Annotated in this window: 14 protein-coding genes and 1 pseudogene; 11 read left to right on the top strand and 4 right to left on the bottom strand. The window is 53.1% G+C overall.

Annotated elements, in window-relative coordinates:
* Positions 1-75 precede the first annotated feature (75 nt).
* Both ACL2XG_RS14175 and ACL2XG_RS14170 read right to left on the bottom strand, forming a co-directional pair.
* A pseudogene (locus ACL2XG_RS14175) lies at positions 76-234 on the bottom strand (transposase domain-containing protein); the annotation flags it as partial.
* A 91-nt stretch (positions 235-325) separates the two neighbouring features.
* On the bottom strand, positions 326-778 hold the full coding sequence (locus ACL2XG_RS14170; RefSeq protein ID WP_413721908.1) for an acyltransferase: 453 nt from the start codon (positions 776-778) through the stop codon (positions 326-328).
* A 159-nt stretch (positions 779-937) separates the two neighbouring features.
* On the opposite strand from ACL2XG_RS14170, the gene ACL2XG_RS14165 reads away from it, so the two are divergent.
* The 3 genes from ACL2XG_RS14165 (at position 938) to ACL2XG_RS14155 (ending at position 2250) form a co-directional block, all read left to right on the top strand.
* Positions 938-1093, top strand: a complete 156-nt coding sequence (locus ACL2XG_RS14165; protein WP_413721909.1) for a hypothetical protein — start codon at positions 938-940, stop codon at positions 1091-1093.
* A 182-nt stretch (positions 1094-1275) separates the two neighbouring features.
* Positions 1276-1569 (top strand): hypothetical protein, encoded by a 294-nt coding sequence (locus ACL2XG_RS14160; protein WP_410012520.1) that lies wholly within the window; start codon positions 1276-1278, stop codon positions 1567-1569.
* Between the two features lie 459 nt (positions 1570-2028).
* On the top strand, positions 2029-2250 hold the full coding sequence (locus tag ACL2XG_RS14155) for a hypothetical protein (RefSeq protein ID WP_413721910.1): 222 nt from the start codon (positions 2029-2031) through the stop codon (positions 2248-2250).
* Between the two features lie 119 nt (positions 2251-2369).
* On the opposite strand, the gene ACL2XG_RS14150 is transcribed toward ACL2XG_RS14155, so the two are convergent.
* Positions 2370-2552: a hypothetical protein gene (locus ACL2XG_RS14150; RefSeq protein ID WP_410012518.1), complete on the bottom strand. Its 183-nt coding sequence runs from the start codon at positions 2550-2552 to the stop codon at positions 2370-2372.
* A 327-nt stretch (positions 2553-2879) separates the two neighbouring features.
* On the opposite strand from ACL2XG_RS14150, the gene ACL2XG_RS14145 reads away from it, so the two are divergent.
* Together ACL2XG_RS14145 and ACL2XG_RS14140 are read left to right on the top strand one after the other, a co-directional pair.
* Positions 2880-4739 carry a glycoside hydrolase family 15 protein gene (locus tag ACL2XG_RS14145; protein ID WP_413721911.1) on the top strand — a complete coding sequence of 620 codons (1860 nt, stop codon included), beginning with the start codon at positions 2880-2882 and terminating at the stop codon, positions 4737-4739.
* A 464-nt stretch (positions 4740-5203) separates the two neighbouring features.
* Positions 5204-10327 carry a hypothetical protein gene (locus tag ACL2XG_RS14140; protein ID WP_413721912.1) on the top strand — a complete coding sequence of 1708 codons (5124 nt, stop codon included), beginning with the start codon at positions 5204-5206 and terminating at the stop codon, positions 10325-10327.
* A 70-nt stretch (positions 10328-10397) separates the two neighbouring features.
* Here ACL2XG_RS14140 and ACL2XG_RS14135 read toward each other — a convergent pair whose 3' ends face one another.
* Positions 10398-11201, bottom strand: a complete 804-nt coding sequence (locus ACL2XG_RS14135) for a shikimate dehydrogenase family protein (RefSeq protein ID WP_413721913.1) — start codon at positions 11199-11201, stop codon at positions 10398-10400.
* A gap of 267 nt (positions 11202-11468) precedes the next feature.
* Here ACL2XG_RS14135 and ACL2XG_RS14130 point away from each other — a divergent pair, with 267 nt between their 5' ends.
* The 6 genes from ACL2XG_RS14130 (at position 11469) to ACL2XG_RS14105 (ending at position 18357) form a co-directional block, all read left to right on the top strand.
* Positions 11469-12527: an NAD(P)-dependent alcohol dehydrogenase gene (locus ACL2XG_RS14130; RefSeq protein WP_410012514.1), complete on the top strand. Its 1059-nt coding sequence runs from the start codon at positions 11469-11471 to the stop codon at positions 12525-12527.
* A 1365-nt stretch (positions 12528-13892) separates the two neighbouring features.
* Positions 13893-14399, top strand: coding sequence for a ferritin-like domain-containing protein (locus ACL2XG_RS14125; RefSeq protein ID WP_410012513.1), 507 nt, complete (start codon positions 13893-13895; stop codon positions 14397-14399).
* A gap of 98 nt (positions 14400-14497) precedes the next feature.
* Positions 14498-15418: a manganese catalase family protein gene (locus ACL2XG_RS14120; protein ID WP_413721914.1), complete on the top strand. Its 921-nt coding sequence runs from the start codon at positions 14498-14500 to the stop codon at positions 15416-15418.
* Between the two features lie 311 nt (positions 15419-15729).
* A complete protein-coding gene (locus tag ACL2XG_RS14115) occupies positions 15730-17166 on the top strand; it encodes a cytochrome ubiquinol oxidase subunit I (protein WP_413721915.1) in 1437 nt (478 codons plus the stop codon).
* 2 nt (positions 17167-17168) lie between these two features.
* Positions 17169-18179: a cytochrome d ubiquinol oxidase subunit II gene (gene cydB / locus ACL2XG_RS14110; RefSeq protein WP_413721916.1), complete on the top strand. Its 1011-nt coding sequence runs from the start codon at positions 17169-17171 to the stop codon at positions 18177-18179.
* On the top strand, positions 18136-18357 hold the full coding sequence (locus ACL2XG_RS14105; RefSeq protein ID WP_413723556.1) for a DUF2474 domain-containing protein: 222 nt from the start codon (positions 18136-18138) through the stop codon (positions 18355-18357). Before cydB ends, ACL2XG_RS14105 begins: the two co-directional genes overlap by 44 nt.
* Positions 18358-18409: the final 52 nt, after the last annotated feature.

Below are 18409 nucleotides of genomic sequence, written 5' to 3'. Positions count from 1 at the left end.
CATGAGCTCTGACGGTACGTTTTAGCGGTGGTGGATGCCGGTACTCACAGCGTCAACTCTGGGCCGTATTGACGCTTATTCAGTAGGGATTTTGAGGTTCCACGGCAGGGGATCTGTGATTTTATTGATGGGATGATCCGCGATAATTTCCAGCACATGGCGCAGATACGCTTCCGGCCCCACGCCGTTCAGTTTGCAACTGCCGATCAGCATATACATTAACGCCGCCCGATCGACGTCGCTGTTTTACGCCGAGTTGCCCTATTCTCAAATTTATCTTTAGTAGAACTCGGGCCTATGGGACTGTTAAAAAGGGCCGAGCCTTTTACAACGTTCTAATCAATCGGGCTGGGTTGCCGGCATAAATCCCTTTCACCGTCACGGGATTGACCACAACCCCCCCAGCCCCTATCACCGACCCGCTGCAAATGAAATCGGTTAATATCGTCGCACCGCTGCCGATGGTGACATTATCGCCAAGGCTGATTTTAATCCAACTTGCTGGATTTGGGTCTGGCGCACCACACCTGAATAAATCATTGGCGAATGTGACATTATGCCCAATAAAACAGTTCTCCCCCAATGACACGTTCTCACAAATGAACGTGTGTGACTGCACACGGCTGCCGCGCCCAATGACACATCCTTTCTGAATCTCAACGAAGGGGCCGACAAACACATCGTCATGAAGCTCACATCCATAAATGTTTGACGGTACCATCACTTTGACATTATCTCCGGTAGTCACGTCTCGTATGTCACAGTTGATAATTTTCATAACCCATCCATAGTTTATTTATTGCCGCCAATGTAAAAAGACCCACTGAGGTTGGAGATGTCAACATGGGTCAATGGAAATATACTGTGTCCAGCAGAATTAATTTATAACTCTTATCACAATTATTGTTGGCGTAAATGAAAAATAACTGATTGCGATATGAAGTTGGATGAACAACATCCAGATTTGTTATATTTTAATGCTAAAAATGCTATATGGAATGATAATAATGTTAATGCAAATATATATGCCGCTAACCTATGTCCTAATAGCGATGTATTTTACGGTGAGCAATCATGGCCTGAGCCGCAATAGTATTTACAAAGGCATATGTTATTCTTTTCTGGCCAATTTTGTGATATTGCTCGCGCCCGATAACCTAAGTATTGATAATATCACTCAAGACGGTATGTTATCGTACCTCTCTGCATCATCACTCACGATAATTATCATGCTTATCGTGTTATTTCTTTATTATCTTTGCAAAAGGGGAAAAAATGAATAATGTCAATGCAGGACCGGATAATGCTGAAGTAGCGCGTGGTATAGGTAGCGACATGGCTTGGGGCGCGACGTTCGGCGCGGTGTCCGGCGGCCCCGTCGGGGCAATGGTGGGGGCCGGTTGTGCCGCCGTGCAAAATGTGGTGCAAGGAGCGGTGAAACACGGCCCCGTGGCTGTAACTATGCCAACGGTTCCTATAGGACCTACGCCTTTCATGCCCGGCGCACCGCCGACCATCAATGGCATGTCTATAGACGAATTTTTAAAAAAACATAAAGCGCTTAATTAAGCCTTTATCAACGATTTGATTGCTTACATTCAATCTGGGAAGTCTTTTGCTGGCTGCTTTCTGCTTCTTCTCTATGTTATGCCACCCTGTTGATTAAATAACAGTGAAAGGTTAATATCATGCTTGTAGACCCCCGGTGCGACCTCTGCGCAAGCATGCCCCCGGGGGCTTGTTTTTATATAGGCTAGACAGCATTATATTTCATAATATTTTTCGGTAAATTAAAAGTATGATTTTAATCATGCAGCAACTTAATTTTTTCATTTTATATTTTAATCTAATTACATTAATTAGCTTGTTTAGATCCCTGGGTGTTATCTTTTCTTTATATCAGTACATGATGAAAGGTATTGCCTATGTCATCGGTCAGCCGTTGATGATGGTAATTAAATAAGTGGTTCGGAGCACTATTGTGATCGATCATGATACACATAAGGAATCATCCGGGAGAGGGTGCTGATGACCCGCATCGCGATCGATTTACCTGACGAAGATCTGCGGCAATGGGATAATCTGGCCGCTATTCGCCCTCTCTCCCGGGAAGGGTTAATCAGGCAAGCCTTGTCCGGCTACCTTGCAGATAATTGCACCGGTAGTAATAATAATGCGTTTGGCCTATGGGCTAAAAGCAATACTGACGGGATTTTCTTTGAAAGCCAGATCCGCCAGGAATGGAAATGAGTGTTTGATGGGCTACGTTTGATATAGATATCAGTTTTAAAATGGCGTTGAACAGAGCCTCGCAATCTGGTTTGACCAGTTATACATTCAGCGTTACAGGTCATCCGCGGGTGGCTTATTTATGCTTGAAATTCAGTCGCCGCAAGGCTTTCCACGCTTTCCCAGTCAACATAAGTACTGGATTCAATCAACATCAACTTACTGACAATAGTACAATTGTGGCTATATCCCGCTTCGATCATGTTTGTATCCGCGAGGTCGGCTGCATGGCCCACAGCCGGCGTAAAATCCTTGATATCCATATGCGCCGTCCGTTGCCAGCCAAGACCGAGACCCTGCGCCGGGCCGATACGGCGAGGCGTGCAACTACCTGGTAAGCCACTGATAGGCGTTGTGTTATTACAGCACCGATAGTTGTTTAGCCCCTCCGGTTTTTAGTACCACTGCCACTTGTGGCATCCCGCCCATTAACTCCTGGCTAGGGGATCAGGGGTTTATTCCCGGGCGCCGGCAACGCGCCGGGTAGTGGAATGCTGAAGCCTGTGACAATGATCACGGTTGTACTACGCTTAATCGTATCCCACGCCGCGGCCGCCGGCGTTCATTGATTAGCCAGGAATCAGCCAGTTGTGAAGAACAAAACCTTTATCTCACCCGCCCGGGAACAGGGGTACGCGGAGCTGGGCGACTATGCCGCGATTGGCGAGGGCCGTTCCGTGGCGCTGATCGCCCCGGACGGCGCCATTGACTGGTGGTGCGCGCCCAATATCGATTCACCGCCGCTGTTCGACCGCATACTTGATGCCGGTATCGGCGGGTATTTTCAGCTGGTTCCAGAGGGGGCCTGGCGTATGCGGCGCGGTTACCGACAGGATAGCAATGTGCTGGAAACCCATTACGAGACGGCAAGCGGCAGCGTGCGGATAACGGAATCGCTGAACAGTACCTTGGCGGGCCGCCTGCCGTGGAGCGAACTGGCGCGGCGCGTCGAGGGGCTGGAGGGGACGGTGCGCATGCTGTTGCGATTAAAGCTGGGTACGCGCGCCGAAACGCAGTCGCCCTGGCTGGATGACGCGCAGGGCATACCGGTGTTTCATCTTGGCGATCTGATGGCGATGCTGCGTTTTTCCGAGGATATCACCCTTACCGACAGCGGCGATGAAGGGGTAAGCGGCTTTTTTATTACCCACCCCGAGTCCCGCTCGCTGGTGGCGCTGGTGGCCACGGAACGGGAGCCGCTGGCGGTGCCGCCGCTGACGAAGATTGACCAGCGTATCGAGACCAGCGATCGCGCCTGGCGCGACTGGGCGGACAATCTCACCTGGGATGGCCCTTATACCGATCACGTTAAACGTTCGGCCCTGGCCCTGAAGTTCCTGTGGTATGCGCCCACCGGCGCACTGGCCGCGGCGGCCACCGCTTCGCTGCCGGAAGGGCTGGGCGGCGGGAAAAATTACGATTACCGCTATGCCTGGGTACGCGACGCCTGCCTGATCATCAAGGCGTTTGTTTATCTTGGCGCGCTGGAGGATTGCAAAGCGGCCTTCTCCTGGCTGACCAATACCATTATCCGCCATGATGGCGTACTGCGCGCCTGCTATACCCTTGAGGGCGGGCTGGTGCCCGAGGAGCGCTTCCTGCCGTTGAAAGGGTACCGGGGCACCCAGCCGGTACGGTCCGGCAATAATGCCAGCGACCAGGTCCAGCTCAGCATGTATGGCGATATGCTGGCTACCGCGCGCCTCTTTATCGATGCCGGTCATATCCTGGATCTCTCAACGTCGCGGCTGTTGGGCCATCTCGCCAACCGCTGCGCCGACAGCTGGCGCGAACAGGACAGCGGTATCTGGGAACTGCCGGAAAAACAGCATTATACGCATTCAAAGATGGCCTGCTGGCTGGCATTGGACCAGGCTGTCGCCCTGGCGGACGCGGGCCATATCGAACCGACCTGGAAAGGGCGCTGGCAACGGGAGCGCGACCGCATCAGCGCCTGGATTGAGCGGCACTGCTGGTCTGAACAGCGCCATGCGTATACCTTTTACGCCGGCAGCGACAGGCTGGACGCAGCCATCGCGCTGACCCACTATTATGGCAGCAAGGTCAATCCGGCACGCATGCTCTCCACGCTTGGCGTTATCCAGCGGGAACTTGGCGAGGGCGGCCCGCTGGTTTATCGCTACTCCGGCATGGACAAAGAGGAAAGCGCATTTGTCGCCTGCGCCTTTTGGCTGGTGGAAGCGCTGGCGAATATGGGGCGCCAGGCGGCGGCGGATAACGCCATGGAAGAGATTTTAGCGACGCTTTGCCAGACGGGGAATGTGCAGGTCTTCAATGAGATGTTTGATACTAAAACCCAGACCTGGCGCGGCAATATGCCGCAGGGCTTGAGCCATCTGGCGCTGATCTGCGCGGCAAAAGGACTGGCCGGGGGCGCTACCGGGCAAGGGCAGGCCCTGACCCGATCGCCGCCCGCGGATAAGGCGTAGGTGTTCAGAGATAAATCCTTGTCCGGAGCGGAGTGATGGCGCCCGTGATGGCCGGGCGGCTGCGATAATAATAGCGCCGGCAGCGTCCTTCGGGAAGGGAACCTGGGCCAAGGTTGCCTTTACAAAGGCTTCAGGCGCGCCGGCTGCTGACAATCCAATAAAAAATCAAAAAAGGAATGCGGCGGGTTTTTATCATTCCCGCCGTCAATGTCGCTTTTGAAAACGTTTATTGCTGATGAAGGTTTTTATTTGTGAGTAATTTATATGATTTTTTCTTTAATAAGATATTAATTTAGCTATTGTATATTAATCAATTTTTTAATCGTGAATTCTGCAAGGTAATTTATATATTAAATATATGTTATTAGTGTTTACAATAGCCTGGTGTGTATTTTGGGTTAACAACGCGAGTGCTATATAAAAATATCTTTAAAATATCCATTATCATCATTGGGGGAAATAAAGTGAACACTATTTTTCCATCGCTATGGCCGCCGCAGGCGTACCCTGACTATGAAAAGAAAGGCCATAACAAATTAAATAATAATTTAACTGCCGGGTACCTATACCACCATGCCCCGCAGCGAAAGAATGCCATTCTTAGCGGAGAAGAACTTTTCCATAGGGCGCACGTTCTCAAACAAGAAAGCAGCCGGCAGCTTGATGATAAGTCTCGCCAAATAGCCACGCTAAATCAGCCCCAAAATATTTTCGAGCGCATCCTCTATGGTCTTTTGCTGGTGTCCTCCTTAAAAGTAGCACAGCAACATCAGGTAAAACCACCGGCAATGTCTTCTTCTTTCCCACGGCCATTCCTCCCTCCGGAGCGAAGGATAAAACGCGAGGCTTTGCCAGCCCTGCACGATTACGCCGCCGAAAGAAATTATCGCCTTGCCACATACCTTAATAAAAATATAGGCGTCGGAATTAATCCCGACTTCACGGATGATAAACATCTGGCCATAATAATTATCGACAGCATCGATCGGCATCCGGAGCTTATGCCTGATGTTGCCCGGCTGACGTTGTACGGCAGTCAGCTCTATGGAGAACGCAGGGGAGAGACACTCAGGCCTTTACAGCAAAAGGGACTGATAGGACAACTGCTTTGCCAGCTTATTTTCAGAGAAGACAATATCGCTCTGCGCATAGCGAAATTATTTGATGCTAATCGCAGCATCACGCACCAGGCGTTTGCCGCCCTGGTGGAAACATGGCCGTTGTCAGAAAGTTATGTGCGGAATAAATGGTTGTGGCAGGAAAAGTACGAGGCAATGGAAATTCCGACGCTGTATCTGAAAAGCTATTTTCACGTCAAGGACCAGCCGGCATGGATGGCGCAAAATCAGACTGCCATCCTTGATCTCGATAATTTGTGGGTCGGCAGCCTGACCTGGACATTATTGCATTTCGGCGCCCGGGCAATTGTGCTTGATAACCCGGATAACCTTATATCGTCATCCCTGTCATCCCTGATTGAATTAGGTATTGGCCTGGTCAGTACATCCTGGCATGGCTTGCTGGCCACAAGCGCGGAATCGACAATGTATCTGGGATTGGTGTTGTATTATTTGCGCGCCCGCCCTGAGCTGAGCATTGGGCAGATAATGGCCGAGGGTAGCTTGGATGAAGTGTTTGCCTGGTTTAAGGCCGATCTGGAAAAGCGGCATCTCACCGCGCAACATCTTTATGACAGTTTTAGCTATTACAAAATCAATTTTCAACGGCCCGTATGGCGTTCGCGCAAGTCGGCGGCGGAGGAATTACTCAAGCAGCACTGCGGCAGCGCGCAAGCTCTCATTATGGGCTATGACAATCTGGATAGACATGACCCCCCATCGCATGCTCCGGACCCTGTCGGGCAGTTAATGAGATCGTCCACGGCCCGGCAATGCGTGGCTAACGGTGCGTCGATCCCGAATCTGGATACTTTTTATCGTCGGGAGGTGGACCGGTTCGCGATGAAAATCCGCGCCCTGGACACGGCGCTGCTGGAAGCGGTATTTATGCCCAGTGATGTTCTTGATGATAATCTACAAGCGGATGATGAGCGGTTTCTGCAAGGAGCGGAAATTAAATGGGTGGCCCCGCGGCTGACTCAGCGCCGGACCATACAGGATATGTTTTATTCAAATAAGCCTATTCATTATCTTAGTAAACCGGATACGTTTTTTTTCCAGGGCGGTCAGGGGAGCGATCGCCGGCTATTTGCACTTCGGATCACAGATATGGGCTATCTGCTGCGCAAGATTGCGGTTAATGATCCGCATCTTGGCACCCTGATGCCGTTTATGGCGGACTGGCCGCTCCCGGAGCGGGTCTCGCAGCACGAATTTACCCTTCTGCCATTAAATAATACCGGCATCTCAAAAGAGCCGAATGAAACATTGTCCCTGTTTCTGGAGCGTTATGCCGATTTCCATTACCAGCTTTACCGGCTCAAAATCCATGAAATGGGGTACGAAGAGGAGAAGTCTGGTTTTCATCAGCTTATGGCATCGTTGCCGGGGCTTATCATCCCTTTCTATGGTTGTGCCAACGCCCTGCACGCCGGACAAGCCCAGGATGCCTTTACCTCATGCCTGATGGACGGCGCTCTGGTGGGCTTGCCGCTGGTGTTTACCGGCGTCAGGGCCGGTCTGGGGTTGTTCAGGAGCGCGGCGATTGGCGCCGCCAGGACCTTGAGCGGGCCGGTATTCAGCGCCTCGGGACAAGAAGTCTTCAGGAATATAGTGCCGACAAGGATACAACTCGCCGGGGGTATCGAGGCTACCCACGCCCAATTATGGCCATTTATGGATACCGTGGGAAAAGGCATACTGAAAAGTGTCGACCCTGGTTTTGCCGCCGCCCGATCGCTGAGTATATTGACTAAAGGCCTGTATCTGGCCCTCCTTGGCAGGACGACCGTCGGGGTGGTGGCGTGGCGATCCAATATTGCAAAAGTGACCAGCGGACTGCCGAAATTTGTGCCCGCAATCCACGTACAGGATGCAAAAATAGTCTTTGGCGCCGAGGGCAGGGTCCCTTTAACCGTGGCCATCAAGGGCGTCATCTATCCTGTGGCGAAAGTACAAAACAGCAGCATAGTGGCGGTTGAGACCGGTGAGCGTACCCTCGACGGCAAGCTGCTGTTTGTCCAAATGGATCTGCAAAGCCAGTTCGGTATTTATAAGAAATACTATTGTCTGGAAACGGGTAGTGCCGTGTGTAATCTGGCCGAATATAGCCTGCCGGATTTCAGGATTGAAAAAAATGCCGAAATACCTCCTGCAACAGAGGTGCAGCTTTTTTGGCCGCTTTCCAGCAGCACGCCTATTTATTTGTTGGTTGTGCATCCGCTCCATATTCTGGATATAGCCGACAAGACATGGGTGATGTTTGAGATCAACGGCAGACGCTGGGCTTTCTCCAGGGACAATGGCACCCTGATGCCGGCGGATAATCTCGATGATGCGCAGGTGCGCGTCCGCCGAAGCGGCGAAGCCATTGCCATGATCCACACGGGCGATAACGACCGGACATTCTCGCTGCGTTTCACGCCAATGCGGCATCAAAAAAAGCGCGAAGCCGCTCTGCCGCGGGTTTTGGACTGGCATCAGTTATTGACTAACTATACGCTCAATGAAGATGAATCCACGGGTTTTAACGCCCTGATCCATGACGAAACGCACCTGGACGTGCAGATAGGCGATGCGCGCTATTTATTATTGCCCGAAAAAAACGCCGCCACCTTCCTGATGTGCCACCCGGCGCAGGCTAACGCGCCGGTGTTCCGGGTGGCATATCAGGTTGGTAAGGGCGATTTCGTTTTTGCCTCGCCGTGCGAACCGCTCAATGCCCACCATATCGGTGAATTATTGCGCCGGAAAATTGCCGATCATCCCCAGGCCACCCAGGAGCCTTATATTAATATCCTGTTGCCGCCTTTGGTGAACGGCGCCTTCCGCTACGGCAATAAAATGTTCCTTAATCTCGGCGGGCGGTTTTTACATATCGCGCCGTTTAACGGGGTTTATCACACACTGTCCCTGGACGAGGGTGAGGCGGGGGCCGTTAATAGTTACTGGACCCTGCGTTATGAATTATTTACGGGCTGCTTCGATATCATTGACATAAGCGACCGACCTCCCGCGCCCGGTCATGACGCAGGCTCGCTCTCGCGGTTTGAGAAACTCGCCGCACGGACATATGCAAAAAGCAGGTTTCCCTCCCTGGCGGCGCTTTGCCGCAGGGAAAACGCGACTCAGGACGCGGCGTTGGCCCAGGGGCATCCGCTTCGTACCCGCTTACGGCAGGTGGCGTTGCTGCTGCGTCTTGATCCGCTGCGGCGAGACGAGATCCTGCACGCCTCAAGCAGTGCGCTGCGTACCTTTAAAATGGATAAAACCCTGCCGGCGGAGTGGACGGCGGAATACCCGCCTTTGGCGCTCTGGGCCACGTTGGTTAATGTGGTGGCGGCCTGCCAGCGCGACCGTTCGCAAGGCAACCCGTGGTCAAGCAGGCAATTGGCTTTCATCGCTGATCATCCATGGCACTTTTTCCCGCCGTTATTGATAACCCAAGGCCCCGATTGCAGAGCAACCCTCATTAACGAAGACGCGGCCCATGAAGTTATTTTCGAGCAGAAAGGAATAGCGCTGGCGCCATTGGCATCGGAAACGGGATACCGTCGCTGGTTTCCGGCCCCGGGCGGCAATCAGCCGACAATAGTGACCAAATTCATCCTGGCGGAGACACAGCAGCCCATTTTCTGGGTGGACGGGGATAACCAGATCTGGGCGCAGACGCCCGACGGCGTTAAAACCCGGCTATATCGGCAAGCCAGCCACCATCCCGTCGACGATATTATCGTTTCACCGGACGGCGATATCGTCGTATTGGTTACCGAGCGCACACAAGGCAGGATCCGGGCCTTATATTATCATCTGCCGTTTATGGGCAGTCCGTCGGCGGGACAGGATAAAGAATTCTTCGAAGAAGCCTTGCTGACGGGTATCTTTGTCCCCGGCCGGGCGTTGTGGGTTACAAACCAGGGCGATTTATACGCACCATGGGAAAAGCACTGGTCTTTTTTGGAAGACGACCATCCACGCTGGGCGACGCCTGAGGGTTTCCAGCCGGATTTTGTGTCCCCCGACCAGCGTTTTCTTGGTTTTGTTAAGCGCGATGTGAATATGGCCGACCATGAAATCCTGTTACATGATACGACCAACAATAAACAACACCTATTGCCACGCAGCCAGCCCTTATTCTGCGAGGGCATTGGATTGGGCAGAATGGTGAGCGCCGCGTTCTCAGCCCTGAACGCGCTGGTGGCGGTAGGTTTTGCCGATGGTTATATTGAAATATTCCGTATTGGCGGCGGCGAGGAGACCGGAGGCGTTTTTTCGCTTGGTTATGCGCGGCTGCCGATGGGCCGGTTCATCCTGACGGATACGGTTCTGCCCAAACCAAAACAGATGGTGATGAAATTTAACAATGCTTTTGACCAATTGCTGGTGTTCCACGATGTGGGTGATTTCCGGGCAGACCATCAGGGCAATGGGACCTACGCTGTTTCAGAGATCTCCCTGGCGGAATTATAGACAGGTTCGTTCGTATCATTCCGGCTCAAACTTCCCGGCGTGGCCCATGGCCTGGCGGGAGAGCCGCTCATCAGCTCAGCATAAAGTCGATAAGCAGCGGGACCTGCGCCATGATCATTTCCTTGCCGTAATGGACCGGCAATCCGGCCTGGGCGGCGTTGGCCAGCAGAGGCGTTTGCTCCGGGAACACCACAATATCGCACACCACCGTGGAGGCATCCAGGTAGCGCAATGAAAAGGGCTGTGCGGTATCGCCGCCCATGCCGACGGAGGTGCCGTTAATGGCGATATCCACCTCCCGGGGAAATTCATTGCCCTGCTCAATTAACACTCCGGGATAAAGGGACCGCAGCTGTTGACACAGCGCGGAGGCTTTACCGGCGGTGCGATTGAAGATAACCAGCCGACGGGCGCCATGGGCGGCCACCGCAAAGGCAATCGCCGCCGCCGCGCCGCCGGCGCCGGCCAGATAAACGCTTTTGCCCCGGATGCCATATCCCCGTGTTTGCAAACCGGCGACAAACCCTTCCCCATCCATCATGGTGCCGCTTAACCGGCCGTCGGGAGCGCGCTTAAATACGTTACAGGCTCCGATGGCCCTGGCTGAGTCGGAAACCCTATCCAGCAGGGGCAACACGTTGCGCTTGTGCGGCATGGTGACGACCGCGCCGCAAAAATTGCGACAGGCCTTCAGCCCGTTAATGGCGTCCGCTAAACCGGCGGAGTCGACATGCAAAGGGATCATCAGCGTGTCCGTGATCCGTCGCTCGCGCAGCGCGGCATTGATTAACATGGGGGATTTAGCCTGTGCCACCGGATCGCCGATAATGCCCAGGAACCGCAGGTTGCCGTTGACCGTATTGCGTTCGTCCATGCCCGTGCCCGTGAATGATTGCGTGTTATCTGAGCATAAAACAAAAGCCCGCGGGCTGCATCAGCAAGAGAGAATTTGCCCGATGAGAGGGAAGGGGGTTTGTACCGTTAGCGCAGCGTATTCAGCGGCATAGGCGCGCCGGCGCGCGGTTCGCGTGGCGCAAGAAATCAAGCGGAATAGGCAATAATCCGGAAGGATCGGACTGACGCCGGCCCGCCGGGCGCGTGTAAAGTCAGGGAACGCAATTCAATCAACTGGGAGAGATGTATGAAGACTATCGGTTATGCGGCGCTGAAGGCCGGTACCCCACTGGCGCCCTTTTCCTTTGAACGGCGCGCCCTGCGCGGCAATGATGTGGCGATTGAGATTTTGTACTGCGGCGTTTGCCATAGCGATCTCCACCAAAGCCGGGACGACTGGCAAGATTGGGGGCCGACGACCTATCCTTGCGTTCCGGGCCATGAAATCATCGGCCGGGTGATTGAGATCGGCGCCGGCGTTACGCGCCACGCCGTTGGTCAATTGGTGGCGGTGGGAACTATTGTCGACAGTTGCCAGCATTGCGACCAGTGCCGCAAAGATCAGGAACAGATGTGCCGGGAATACCCCACGGTGACCTATAACGGCCACGATCGCCTCACCGGCGAGATCACCCGCGGCGGTTATTCCAAGCATATCGTCGTGCGGGAAGAGTTTGTCCTGACATTGCCGCAGGGGCTCGATCCGGCCCGCGCAGCGCCGTTGCTTTGCGCGGGTATTACCGTTTATTCCCCGTTACGTACCTGGAACGTTGGACCCGGGACCCGGGTCGGGGTCATCGGCATCGGCGGTCTTGGTCACCTGGCGGTTCGGCTGGCCGCGGGCCTGGGCGCCGCGGTGACGGTGATTACCCGCACCGGTGAAAAAGCGGCGGAAGCAACAGCGCTGGGCGCGGAAAAAATGCTGCTGTCCACATCACGAGACGATATGGCGGCGGCAGGGGCTTCTTTTGACGTGATTATCGATACCATTCCCGTTTCTCATGATGTGTCGCCCTACGTGCAACTGCTGGATATTGAAGGCGCGCTGGTGATTGTCGGCAATTTGGGGAATATGGCGGGCTTTAGCAGCCTGCCGTTGATTATGGGACGCCGGCGCATAACCGGTTCACCCTCGGGCGGTATTGCCGAAACCCAGGAAATGCTGGATTTCTGCGCCAGGCAAAACATCCTTCCCGACTGTGAAATCATTCCCATACAGCATATCAATCATGCTTTTGAACGTATGGAGCGTGGCGAGGTGAAATATCGCTTTGTGATTGATATGGCATCGCTGGATATGGCCTAGGTTGTTTCAGGCGTAGGGAACAGGCCGGCATCAGCCGCTACCTTTTTATTGATGGGTTTATACCCTTTGGCCCCTGTCCGCTGTAACAGGACAGGGGCCTTATTATTTTATGCGCTTTCCTTGGATGGCGGGCCATTCCCCCGGACACTTTAACCGGCGGCGCGCGAGGTTTTTTCCCTGGTCCCGGCTGAGCCTCCATACGCAAGCCCACCGTTGCCGTGGCATTATTCTTATTTTTCGCGACCGTGGTTTTTTTGGCTAACAGTCGGTTTGGTTAGCGCGTTGATAATATATATCATTCTCATCTGTGACGTGACATGCGCGTAATAATCCGTTCCCGGCGATGGCGACTGCTGAAAAATAGCGGCCGCCCTGGAAAGAGGAAAATTCCATAACAGACGGATTTAATGTGAATTTTTTATAGAGTTGCATAAAACATAAATATAATCTAATGAAACAGCTCCCCGCTTCGCTTAATTTCCGGATTGGCGCCACGCCAAACAATCATTATCACTGGCATAAAAAGAGCCGGCGCGTTGATGGTAAAAGTTTATTTTTTTATTTTTCCATGGCAGGGTGCGATGATAACGCTATGAATAAAATGGTTTTTTTATAAAGTCAAAAATATCGATTCAAACTTGCGCTTATCTTAAGATGCGCTACATTTTAATAGGTACAACAAGCGAGACATTAACTAAACAATTAACATCAAGCACCCTCTAATGTTATGAGTGTTGCGCAGAGTTGCAGGAGAATATTCTTATGGCCGCGCAGTGATAGGGCGGGGGAAGATTACTGGACCCTGTGAAATAGGGTAGTCAGCGGATTAAATATACCGCAGACGCTTTATTTATGTTAAGAGTATCATCCGCGCTGGGGGTTAATTGTTCATCTTTAATGCGGTGAGATAAATTATTCGATGGCACCCATCCATTTAAACCCGGTCAATGTAAACCAGGCTAAAGTGCCAGGCGTATTTATCATCACGGGCATAAAATGACGCAATGACAGCTATATTAAGCAATGGAACATTATTGTATGCCTGCAACGTATCATATTTCATAGCCTGGGCGAAATGGCATTGGAAAATAAAGAAATTGACGCTGCACCGTGCAGGGCAGGGTTGTTAGGTACTCTCTTTTCCCCCATGTTTTTTGCCGGATAACCACAAAATGAAAGCGCGGCTGCAGAAATATTTTCTTTTTTCCGCGCGCCGTATCTTGTTAACCATTACTTCAAATTCAAGGCCCGGTTTTTTTTGGCACGGCAGCTAAGCCACCCTACCTCCCTGGTGCATACGTTCCTGGCAAAAAGACCACGGATACCACGACAGGCAGGTTTGTTTAATCAATTGAGAGGTGAATCATGACTTACGAAGAAAATTACCACGATTGGCTTCGTGACGCGCACGCCATGGAAAAACAAGCCGAAAGCATGCTGGAAAAAATGGCCGGCCGGCTGGAGCATTATCCCGATCTGAAGGCGCGTCTTGAACTGCATAGAGAAGAAACCCGTCAGCAACTGGTGCTGCTGGAGGACGTGATTGATCGTAATAACATTTCCCGTTCAACCTTAAAAGACGTCATGGGGAAAATGTCGGCCTTTGGGCAGGCGGTGGGCGGCATGACCGCCGAGGACGAAGTGGTTAAAGGCGCCATCAGCGGTTATGTCTTTGAGCATTTTGAAGCCGCTTGCTACACATCGCTTATCGCCGCCGCCAAGCTGGCCGGGGATGTTGAAGGCGCCAGGGTTTTTGAGCAAATCCGCGAACAGGAACTCGCCATGGCCGAATGGGCCTTTACCCATCTGCCGAATGTCACGGAACAGTTTATGGTGCGTTCCGCCACGCCCGATGTCGAGGCGAAAAAATGATCTTGCCGGATAAAGCGACAGGTTGCTTCGTCCGTGGTGAGAATAAGGGAAAACCGGCATGGAAGCATTGAAAATAATAACTTTTGTCGGGAGTGAGCATGTTTAGACACGTAAAACAACTTCAATTTACCGTTCGTGTCGCCCAGCCTAATCCAGGGCTGGCGAATCTTCTGCTGGAGCAATTCGGCGGTCCGCAGGGCGAGCTGGCGGCGGCGTGCCGCTATTTCACCCAGGGCCTCGGGGATGAAGATCCGGGACGCAAGGATTTGCTGCTGGATATCGCCACGGAAGAACTGAGCCATCTGGAAATTATCGGCTCATTGGTCGGCATGCTTAATAAAGGCGCCAAGGGCGATCTGGCGGAAGGCACCGAACAAGAGGCGGAATTGTATCGTTCATTAACCGGCAACGGCAATAGCAGCCATACGACGGCATTGCTGTATGGCGGCGGACCGGCATTAACGAATTCCGCCGGCGTGCCCTGGACCGCGGCGTATATTGATACCATCGGTGAAGTGACCGCCGATCTGCGATCGAATATCGCCGCCGAAGCGCGGGCGAAAATCATCTATGAACGTCTGATTAATCTGACGGACGATCCCGGGGTAAAGGATGCGTTGGGTTTTCTGATGACGCGTGAAGTGGCGCACCAGATTTCGTTTGAAAAGGCGTTGTATTCCATTCGCAATAACTTTCCGCCGGGCAAGCTTCCGCCTATTGAAAAATATGCCACCACGTATTTTAATATGTCGGATGGCGGCGAGGTGCGCGGTAGCTGGAACTCGGATGAAAACTTCGCGTACGTCGCAGATCCCGCGCCGGCGGTTGACGGGGGGGATGGCGGCGCCAGCGTGGCGCTGCCGCCCAAGCAGCAGGCCAATGTGGATACCCTGACGCTGCGTACCCAATCCGATCCGCAGGTGAATCCCATCACCGGCGCGGAAATCGGCGCGGTGCCCCCGATTGAAAACGAGGCGGCCGGGCAGACCAAACCCGCGAAGAAAAGCAAGAAAAAATAAAAACCCCGCGGTTTACCCACGGCATCTTTTGCCGTGGGTAAACCGCTGCTATTGGCGTTATTGGCTTATAATAGGTGAGCTGGCCTGGAAAACATCTTTGCCCATTGCTTCCCGTCACGCTGCTTAATGCCTCTCATCAATAAGGCTATCTTTATTACACGGGCAGGATCCTGGCCAGACTGAGCAACCAATGTTATCCCTTAATTACCGTGCCTGGGCGTGAGCGCAGCAATGCGGCTTATCGCGACGTCTCAGGACGGTGGCAACGGCTAAAAGCCCCTCTCAGGAGAGCCGGGCAAGCAGAGGTAAGCATGGGCGATATGCACGCGTTTATACTGGCAAGGATACAGTTTGCCTTTACCGTTTCTTTTCATATCATTTTCCCCGCTATCACTATCGGTCTGGCCAGTTTCCTGGCGGTGCTGGAAGCCCTATGGCTTAAAACCCGGCGGGAAAGCTATCGCGATCTTTATCATTTCTGGCTAAAAATATTTGCCATTAATTTTGGTATGGGCGTGGTCTCGGGTCTGGTTATGGCCTATCAATTCGGCACCAACTGGAGCGGGTTTTCGGCTTTTGCCGGATCCATCACCGGCCCTTTGCTGACCTATGAAGTCCTGACCGCCTTTTTCCTTGAAGCCGGATTTCTCGGCGTTATGCTATTTGGCTGGGATAGGGTGGGGCCGGGATTACATTTCTTTTCCACCTGTATGGTGATGCTGGGCACGATAATGTCCACGTTCTGGATCCTGGCCTCCAATAGCTGGATGCATACGCCGCAGGGGTTCGAGATTGTCAACGGCCAGGTTATCCCGGTGGATTGGCTGGCGGTGATTTTTAATCCCTCGTTTCCTTATCGATTGCTGCATATGACCATCGCCGCGTTTCTGGCCTCCGCTTTTTTCGTCGGCGCCGCCGGCGCCTGGCATTTGCTGCGCGGCAATAATAGCGCGCCGGTACGTATCATGTTTTCAATGGCGATGTGGATGGCGCTGTGCGTCGCCCCCATACAAGCTTTTGTCGGCGACGCGCACGGTCTTAATACGCTTGAACATCAGCCCGCCAAAATCGCCGCCATAGAGGGGCATTGGGAGAATACCGCCGGCCGGGCCACGCCGCTGATTGTGTTCGGCTTGCCCGACATGCGCGCGGAAAAAACGCGCTTTGCGCTGGAAATACCTTATCTCGGCAGTCTTATTCTTACCCATAGCCTGGACAAGCCCATTCCCGCGCTGAAGGATTTTCCGCCGGATGAACGTCCGAACTCCACCATTATCTTTTGGTCATTCCGGATCATGGTCGGCCTGGGCTTATTGATGATCACCGTGGGCGTCGCCGGCCTGTATTTGCGCTGGCGCGGCACATTATTTCACAGCCGCCCGTTTCATCAATTTGTTTTATATATGGGCCCTTCAGGGTTGCTGGCGATCATTGCCGGCTGGTTTACCACTGAAATAGGCCGCCAGCCATGGGTTGTTTATGGCCTGCTGCGTACCAGGGACGCGGTGTCGGCCCACGGCGCGCTGCATATGAGCATCAGCCTGCTGGCGTTTATCGTGGTTTATTTTGCCGTCTTTGGCACCGGCATTATCTATATGCTCCGGCTTATCAGGCAGGGGCCGCAATCCAGCAGCGGACGGCACGCGCCGGAAGGCGGCCCCGGACAGAAGCGGACGCCGGCCCGGCCGTTGTCGGCGGCGGACAATGGCGCCGCCGGCGACGAGGGTTTTCCTGAGGGGAGACACTAATTATGGGCATCGATCTTCCGCTGATTTGGCTGATCATCATTATTTTCAGCATCATGATGTATGTGGTCATGGATGGTTTTGATCTGGGCATCGGCCTGCTTTTTCCGCTGGTGAAAGAACGCCACGATCGCGATGTTATGATGAATACCATTGCGCCGGTGTGGGATGGGAATGAAACCTGGCTGGTGATGGGCGGGGCCGGATTATTCGGCGCATTCCCGCTTGCCTATTCGGTGATTCTGGACGCGTTGGCAATCCCACTTACCCTGATGCTTATCGGATTGATATTTCGCGGCGTGGCGTTTGAATTCCGCTTTAAGGCCGCCCCGGAGCGCCAGCATATCTGGGATAAATCATTTTTTGCCGGTTCCCTTATCGCCACCTTTTCGCAAGGGGTGGTATTGGGCGGGTTTATCAATGGCTTTACGGTGCAGGCGCGCCACTACAGCGGCGGCGTCCTGGACTGGCTTACGCCGTTCAGCCTGTTTTGCGGCCTGGGGCTTATGGCGGCCTATGCCTTGCTGGGCAGCACCTGGTTAATCATGAAAACCGGTGACCGGCTGCATAGTGACATGAAACGGTGGGCCGGGCTGTTAACCCTGGCGTTGCTGGCCATTATCGCCATTATCAGCGTCTGGACGCCTTTGGCGCAGCCGGCGATTGCGCATCGCTGGTTTAGCCTGCCGAATGTGTTTTTCTTTTTACCCGTGCCGGTGTTGGTATTACTCACGGCCTGGGCGCTGCGGCGCGCGATTATGCGGGACGATACCCATTATTCACCTTTTCTGCTGACCCTGTTTCTTATTTTTATGGGCTATAGCGGCCTGGGCATCAGTATCTGGCCTCATCTTATCCCGCCGTCGATTACCTTTCGGGACGCCGCCGCGCCGCCGCAGAGCCAGGGATTCATGCTGGTCGGCGCCTTGTTTATTATTCCCCTGATCCTGGTCTATACGTTTTGGAGTTATTATGTGTTCCGGGGCAAGGTTAGCCATAATGAAGGCTACCATTGAGGGGGACAGAGCTATGGCGCTGATACGAAAAATGAAACATTCACCGTCCTTGCCGTCCTGGTGGGGCCGTATATTTTGGCTGGTGGTGATTTGGTGTGGCAGTGTGATGGCGTTGTTTATTGTTTCTCTGATATTAAGAATGATAATGAGCATGGCAGGATTGAAAATAGCCCACTGATAAAATATTAGACCAGTAGGCATAACAGACATGCTTCTCTGGCAGGCTTTTT

It is taken from the genome of Sodalis sp. RH24 (assembly GCF_047324145.1).
GTDB lineage: Bacteria > Pseudomonadota > Gammaproteobacteria > Enterobacterales > Enterobacteriaceae > Acerihabitans.
Note: the sequence above shows the minus strand (reverse complement) of the source record. Positions and strands in the feature narration are given on the sequence as shown.

What these genes read in the sequence shown, in the direction of transcription:
- ACL2XG_RS14165 (WP_413721909.1), top strand. Translation starts at nt 938, where the DNA reads ATGAAGTTGGATGAACAACATCCAGATTTGTTATATTTTAATGCTAAA.
- ACL2XG_RS14160 (WP_410012520.1), top strand. Translation starts at nt 1,276, where the DNA reads ATGAATAATGTCAATGCAGGACCGGATAATGCTGAAGTAGCGCGTGGT.
- ACL2XG_RS14155 (WP_413721910.1), top strand. Translation starts at nt 2,029, where the DNA reads ATGACCCGCATCGCGATCGATTTACCTGACGAAGATCTGCGGCAATGG.
- ACL2XG_RS14115 (WP_413721915.1), top strand. Translation starts at nt 15,730, where the DNA reads ATGGGCGATATGCACGCGTTTATACTGGCAAGGATACAGTTTGCCTTT.
- cydB (WP_413721916.1), top strand. Translation starts at nt 17,169, where the DNA reads ATGGGCATCGATCTTCCGCTGATTTGGCTGATCATCATTATTTTCAGC.
- ACL2XG_RS14120 (WP_413721914.1), top strand. Translation starts at nt 14,498, where the DNA reads ATGTTTAGACACGTAAAACAACTTCAATTTACCGTTCGTGTCGCCCAG.
- ACL2XG_RS14105 (WP_413723556.1), top strand. Translation starts at nt 18,136, where the DNA reads ATGTGTTCCGGGGCAAGGTTAGCCATAATGAAGGCTACCATTGAGGGG.
- ACL2XG_RS14135 (WP_413721913.1), bottom strand. Translation starts at nt 11,201, where the DNA reads ATGGACGAACGCAATACGGTCAACGGCAACCTGCGGTTCCTGGGCATT.
- ACL2XG_RS14130 (WP_410012514.1), top strand. Translation starts at nt 11,469, where the DNA reads ATGAAGACTATCGGTTATGCGGCGCTGAAGGCCGGTACCCCACTGGCG.
- ACL2XG_RS14150 (WP_410012518.1), bottom strand. Translation starts at nt 2,552, where the DNA reads ATGGATATCAAGGATTTTACGCCGGCTGTGGGCCATGCAGCCGACCTC.
- ACL2XG_RS14170 (WP_413721908.1), bottom strand. Translation starts at nt 778, where the DNA reads ATGAAAATTATCAACTGTGACATACGAGACGTGACTACCGGAGATAAT.
- ACL2XG_RS14125 (WP_410012513.1), top strand. Translation starts at nt 13,893, where the DNA reads ATGACTTACGAAGAAAATTACCACGATTGGCTTCGTGACGCGCACGCC.